Origin of the sequence: Kitasatospora griseola (assembly GCF_014648555.1) — a bacterium.
Taxonomy (GTDB): domain Bacteria; phylum Actinomycetota; class Actinomycetes; order Streptomycetales; family Streptomycetaceae; genus Kitasatospora; species Kitasatospora griseola.
Genome location: NZ_BMRI01000011.1, coordinates 176,274 through 182,218 on the forward strand (window position 1 = coordinate 176,274; position 5,945 = coordinate 182,218).

A 5,945-nucleotide genomic window follows, 5' to 3' on the forward strand; every position below is an offset into this window, starting at 1 on the left:
CAGTACGCGGTGGTGGAACCGGCCGGACCGGCGCCGACCACGATGACGTCGGCGGTGGACTCCACGGCGGTCTCGGTCATTCGGCTCTCTCCTGAGCGCGTCGGGTCACGGGTGGTCGGGTCCGGACCCTCCGTCACCGAAGCGGTGCGGAGCGCCGAACCCTCGCAGTCTACGGGGCCTTGAAGCCGCGGTGGAGAGCCACGATCCCGCCGGTCAGGTTGCGCCACGCCACCTTCGTCCAGCCGGCCTGCTGCAACTCCGCGGCCAGCGCGGGCTGGTCGGGCCAGGACCGGATCGACTCCGCGAGGTAGACGTACGCCTCCGGGTTCGACGACACCTTGGTGGCCACCGGCGGCAGCGCCCGCATCAGGTACTCGGTGTACACGGTACGGAACGGCGTCCAGGTCGGCGTGGAGAACTCGCAGATCACCACCTTGCCGCCGGGCTTGGTGACCCGCAGCATCTCGCGCATCGCGGCCTGGTGGTCCTGCACGTTGCGCAGCGCGAAGGAGATCGTCACCGCGTCGAACGACTCGTCCGCGAACGGCAGCCGGGTCGCGTCGCCCGCGGTCAGCGCCAGCTCGGGGTGACGGCTCTTGCCCTCGGTCAGCATCCCGATCGAGAAGTCGCACGGAACCACGTCCGCGCCGGCCTCCAGGAACGGCAGCGAGGACGTGCCGGTGCCCGCGCCGAGGTCCAGGATGCGCTGGCCCGCGACGGCCCCCACCGCATCGGCCACCGCGCGGCGCCACAATCGGGCCTGGCCCAGCGAGAGCACGTCGTTGGTGCGGTCGTACTTGGCCGCGACGTCGTCGAACATGGCGGCGACATCGTGCGGCTGCTTGTCCAGATGGGCTCGGGTCACGCCCCCATTCTTAACCCAGCCCCACCGGCAACCGTCACCAGGGCTCACCGCAACGCGCGGCGGCCCCCCTTGCGACGTCGACGCGACCGCTTGCCCTGGGTCAGCGCGGGCATCCCCTCGGCCGCGAACGCCACCGTGAACCCGCCCGCCGCGGCCCGCCCGTCGGCCCGCTTGAGCTGCCGGATCCGGTACAGGCACACCAGGCACAGCAGCGCCGCCAACGGAACCGTGGTCTGCGCCAACCCGACCCCCACCGGCTGCGGATACCGCTTCCCGCACACCCGCACCGCACGCGCGTCGTCCGCCGCGTGCTCCAGGCAGATCGGATCGCCGAGCTTCGCCTCCTCCGGCAGCCACAGGTCCGCCGCCGTCAGCCGCCGCCCGTCCGCGACGTACGCGACCTGGCTGTACGTCCCGCTGCCACCCGGCAGTTGGGTCACCGTGCCCTCGATCCGCACCGGATGCGCGTTGATCCGGTCCGCCTGATCGGCCTGCCGCCACCCCAACAGACACATCGTGACGGCCACCACCGCACTCAGCACCGCCCCCACGTACCACCCCCGACCGGGCCTGGTCCGCGGACGATCGGAGGTGGCGGGTCGCATGCGTCCTGTTCCTGGCTCGGCGGAGTACTGAACCGGGATCGTATCCGCTGGTGGGGCGTCAGGTCACGGGGAGTCAGAACTTGTACGCGAACGGGCGAGGCCGACGGGTGCAAAACCAGGGGCTCGGGGAACGGCGAGGTCGAGTCTGCTGGTGATCAACAGGGCGCAAGGCGTTCCGCCGTTTCTGGTCCCCGTCTTTCACCCGCCGCAGCCATGACCAACCGCTGTCTCCGACCACCAGCAACAGGACCTCGCCGTTCCCCGAGCCCCTGACGGAGCCTTCACCGTCTGCGATGGAGCAGCCGTCCGCCCAGGACTGTCGCCAAGCAGCCCGCCCCTCGCTCCACGTCCTCAAGGGTCCGCGCGTCGAACACCGCGAAGTCCGCCGCCCCGCCCACCGTCAACGCCCGGTGCACGGCGGTGCCGAGCGGTCGGCCGTCCAGTGGGTCGAGTGCCCCCGGCGTCCCGTCGCCCGGCAGCACGTGCAGGCCGGATCGCGTCGCCGCCGTACGGACCGACGGCCGGTCGAACGGGCCCGTCACGGCTGTCGCGCCGAAGGCGAGCATGCGTTGGAGCCCCCGGCGGGCGCTGCCGCCCCACCGTTCGTCGGTCAACTCGTCGGGCGGCGCCAGGGGCTGGTCCCCCAACTCCTCGCGCGGGTCCGGGTGGTAGGCGCCCTCCAGCAGCCATCGCCCGTGCCGGTTGACGAGCCCGGGCACCAGCACGCCGTCCCACTCGCGGGCTCGTGCCGGGCTCCCGGCCAGCTCGGAGAAGGGCCCGATCTCCGCCACCGTCGCGTCGGCGACCAGCACCGCCCCGTCCACGAGGGGCGGGGCGGTGGGGTCGGCCAGCACCAGACGGGCCCGGTGCAGCGTCAGCACGGAGGGCTCAGTTCGTGGACAGGATGGTCAGCTCGGGGTGCGCGGTGCCGCCCTCGATCGCGGTGGAGGCGATGTGCGAGGCGACCCGCGGGTCGACCGGGTCGTTGGCCGGGTCGTCCAGGACGCGCAGGTGCTGGTAGGTGGTGGAGCGCTGCGCCGGAACGCGGCCCGCGGTCCGGATCAGGTGGATCAGCTCGTGCAGGTTGGAGCGGTGCTTGGCGCCGGCCGCGGAGACCACGTTCTCCTCCAGCATCACCGAGCCGAGGTCGTCCGCGCCGTAGTGCAGCGACAGCTGGCCGGCCTCCTTGCCGGTGGTCAGCCAGGAGCCCTGGATGTGCGCGACGTTGTCGAGGAACAGGCGGGCGATGGCGATCATCCGCAGGTACTCGAACACCGTGGCCTGGGTCGAGCCCTTCAGGTGGTTGTTCTGCGGCTGGTAGGTGTAGGGGATGAAGGCCCGGAAGCCGCCGGTGCGGTCCTGCACGTCGCGGATCATCCGCAGGTGCTCGATCCGCTCGGCGTTGGTCTCACCGGTGCCCATCAGCATGGTGGAGGTGGACTCCACGCCGAGGCGGTGCGCGGTCTCCATGATCTCCAGCCAGCGCTCGCCGGACTCCTTCAGCGGGGCGATCGCCTTGCGCGGCCGCTCCGGCAGCAGCTCGGCGCCGGCGCCCGCGAACGAGTCCAGGCCGGCCGCGTGGATCCGGGTGATCGCGTCCTCGATCGAGACGCCGGAGATCTTCGCCATGTGCTCGACCTCGGAGGCGCCCAGCGAGTGGATCACCAGCTCCGGGAAGCGCTCCTTGATCGCGGAGAAGTTCCGCTCGTAGTACTCGACCCCGTAGTCGGGGTGGTGCCCGCCCTGGAACATGATCTGGGTGCCGCCCAGCTCGACGGTCTCCGCGCAGCGGCGCAGGATCTCGTCGAGGTCCCGCGACCAGCCCTTGTCGCTCTTCGGCGGGACGTAGAACGCGCAGAACTTGCACGCCGTCACACAGACGTTGGTGTAGTTGATGTTCCGTTCGATGATGTACGTGGCGATGTGCTCCACGCCCGCGTACCGCCGCCGGCGCACCGCGTCGGCGGCCGCGCCGAGCGCGTGCAGCGGGGCCGAACGGTACAGCTCCAGCGCCTCTTCGGCGGTGATCCGGCCGCCCTCGGCCGCGCGGTCCAGAACGGCCTGCAGCTGGGCGGCGGAAAGGTTCTGCTCGGACACCTGGCGGGCCTGCTTTCATCGTCGGAGGGGCGTCCCGCCCAGCCTACGCCAGCGCTTTTCCGCCCCTGCTCAGCCCTGCTGCTGCTTCGCCAGGTCCCCTTCCGGGTCGGTGCCGAGCTGTGCCTCGGTGATGGAGACGTGCAGGCCGCCGCCGTCCAGCAGGGTGTACGTCTGCGTCTCCGACTCCAGGCCGCAGCCAGACTGCGGGCCGTCGAGCCGTTCGCGGAGGGTGATCGCCTTGGCGTCGATCGACACCAGGGTGAGCACGCCGCGGCAGACGGTGTTGCTGAACGACGAGGCGTTGCTGGTCCGTCCGACGTCCTCGCCGACCTTCCCGGCGGTGAAGGTGGCCGTGAAGGTGGACGGCAGCGGGACCACCTTGGTGGTGATGGTGCCCTTCCAGGTGCCGAGGAACCCGCCGGGGAGCGCCTTCCCCCCGCCCGTCGCGGCCGAATTCCCCGACCGGCTGCCGGACGGACTCGCGGGCGGGCCGCCGACGGCCGGGTCCTGGGCGGCGGGGTGCGTGGCGCCCGGTTCGGGCTGCCAGGGCAGCGTGCCGGTCGCGGCCAGTGCGCCGTACAGCGCGCCCAACAGCACCGCCCCGGCCGCCGCCGCGGTCCACGCCCGGCGCCGCCGTCCGCGTCCCCGACGTGCGGTCACCGCGTCGGCCGGCCCCCCGTCCAGTGCGGTGGGCACCCGGTCCGCGACGGCGGGCATCGCGGGGCCGGGCGCGCTGTCGGCCTCCAGGTCGAGCAGTTCGACGGCGGCGCGGCCGACGGCGGCGGCCAGCGGGCCGGGCAGCCAGGTCTCGGGGCCGACGGCGGCGGCGCCGGGGGCGAGCCGGGCCCGCAGCTCGGCGGGGGTGGGCCGGTGGGCCGGGTCCTTGGCCAGGCAGGCCGCCACCGCCTGACGCAACTCGCCGTCCAGGCCGCGTAGTTCCGGCTCCTCGTGGAGCACCCGGTAGAGCAGGACGGCGGCGCTGACGCCCTCGCCGAACGGGGCGGCACCGGTGGCGGCGAAGGCCAGCAGGGCGCCCAGCGAGAAGACGTCGCCGGCCGGTCCGACCGGCGAACCGGCGGCCTGCTCGGGCGACATGAACCCGGGCGAGCCGACCACGTACCCGGTGTGGGTGACCGAGGCGGCGGCATCCAGCGCCCGGGCCACCCCGAAGTCGATCAGCCGGGGGCCGTCCAGGGTGAGCAGCACGTTGGACGGTTTGATGTCCCGGTGCACCAGGCCCAGCGCGTGCACCTGTGCCAGGGCTTCGGCCAGCCAGGCGCCGAGGGCGTGCACGGAAGGCACCGGCAGCGGGCCGGCGGTGTGCACGGCGGCGCCGAGCGAGGGGCCGGCGATGTAGCCGGTGGCGACCCAGGGGCGGGGGCCCTCGGTGTCGGCGTCCAGGACGGGCGCGGTCCACCGGCCGCCGACCCGGCGGGCGGCGGACACCTCCTGGCGGAACCGGGCCCGGAACTCCGGGTCGTCGGCGAGCTCGGGGCGGACCACCTTGACCGCGACGGTCCGCCCGCCCGCCGTCCGCCCCAGGTACACCCGCCCCATGCCGCCGGCCCCGAGCCGCCGCAGCAGCCGGTGCTCGCCGATCGTCGACGGGTCGTCAGCCGTCAGCCGCTCCATGACCGTTCCCCCTCCGGCGCGGGCCGTCGCTCTTCGGCGGCGACGGGCCCTTCAGGACCGGTCCGATCATCCCAGGGCGGTCACCGGTCCGACACCGCCGTCCTCAGGCCGCCGCGACCGGTTCCGCCGCAGCCGGTTCCAGCAGCCGGATCGTCACGTCCGGTGCGAAGCCGCTGTCGTGCGCGACCCGCCGGGCGAACTCGGCCAGGCCCGCCAGCTGGCGCTCGCCCAGCGAGAAGTCCAGCGCCTCGCTGAAGTACCGCTCCAGCAGCGGCGCGTCGAACGCCTCCCAGCGGGCGGCCTGTTCGGCCACCATGGCGGCCTCGGCCAGCGAGAGGTCGCGGGACTCCAGGAACGCCCGGTGCACGGCGGCGGTCAGCTCCGGGTGCTGCTCGACGTACTCGCGGCGGGCGGCCCAGACCGCGAAGACGAAGGGCAGGCCGGTCCACTCCTTCCACATCGCGCCGAGGTCGTGCACGGCCAGCCCCTGCCGGGGGGCCTGCTCCAGCGAGGCGCGCAGCGCGGGGTCGCCGATCAGCACGGCGGCGTCGGCCTCGGCGAGCATCGCGTCCAGGTCGGGCGGGCAGCTGAAGTACTCGGGGCGCACTCCTTCGCGCTCCTCCAGCAGCAGCCGGGCCAGCCGGACGGAGGTGCGGCTGGTCGAGCCGAGCGCGACCCGGCGGCCGTCCAGTTCGTCCAGCGGGAGCTTGCTGACGATCACGCAGGACATCACCGGGCCGTCGCTG

6 protein-coding genes are annotated in these 5,945 nt (G+C 73.5%); all 6 read right to left on the minus strand.

Annotated elements, in window-relative coordinates:
• Positions 1-169: 169 nt before the first annotated feature.
• Entirely contained in the window at positions 170-865 is a 696-nt protein-coding gene (locus IEZ12_RS16775) for a demethylmenaquinone methyltransferase (RefSeq protein ID WP_043915667.1), read from the minus strand.
• A 44-nt stretch (positions 866-909) separates the two neighbouring features.
• Positions 910-1,470 (minus strand): hypothetical protein, encoded by a 561-nt coding sequence (locus IEZ12_RS16780; protein ID WP_189272743.1) that lies wholly within the window; start codon positions 1,468-1,470, stop codon positions 910-912.
• Positions 1,471-1,751: 281 nt separating this feature from the next.
• A complete protein-coding gene (locus IEZ12_RS16785; protein ID WP_189272744.1) occupies positions 1,752-2,351 on the minus strand; it encodes a hypothetical protein in 600 nt (199 codons plus the stop codon).
• Between the two features lie 7 nt (positions 2,352-2,358).
• Positions 2,359-3,567: a cyclic dehypoxanthinyl futalosine synthase gene (mqnC, locus tag IEZ12_RS16790; RefSeq protein ID WP_043915664.1), complete on the minus strand. Its 1,209-nt coding sequence runs from the start codon at positions 3,565-3,567 to the stop codon at positions 2,359-2,361.
• Between the two features lie 69 nt (positions 3,568-3,636).
• Positions 3,637-5,199 carry a serine/threonine-protein kinase gene (locus IEZ12_RS16795; protein WP_189272745.1) on the minus strand — a complete coding sequence of 521 codons (1,563 nt, stop codon included), beginning with the start codon at positions 5,197-5,199 and terminating at the stop codon, positions 3,637-3,639.
• 103 nt (positions 5,200-5,302) lie between these two features.
• Positions 5,303-5,945 (minus strand): menaquinone biosynthetic enzyme MqnA/MqnD family protein (locus IEZ12_RS16800; protein WP_229847601.1); only part of this gene is annotated, 643 nt, incomplete at its 5' end.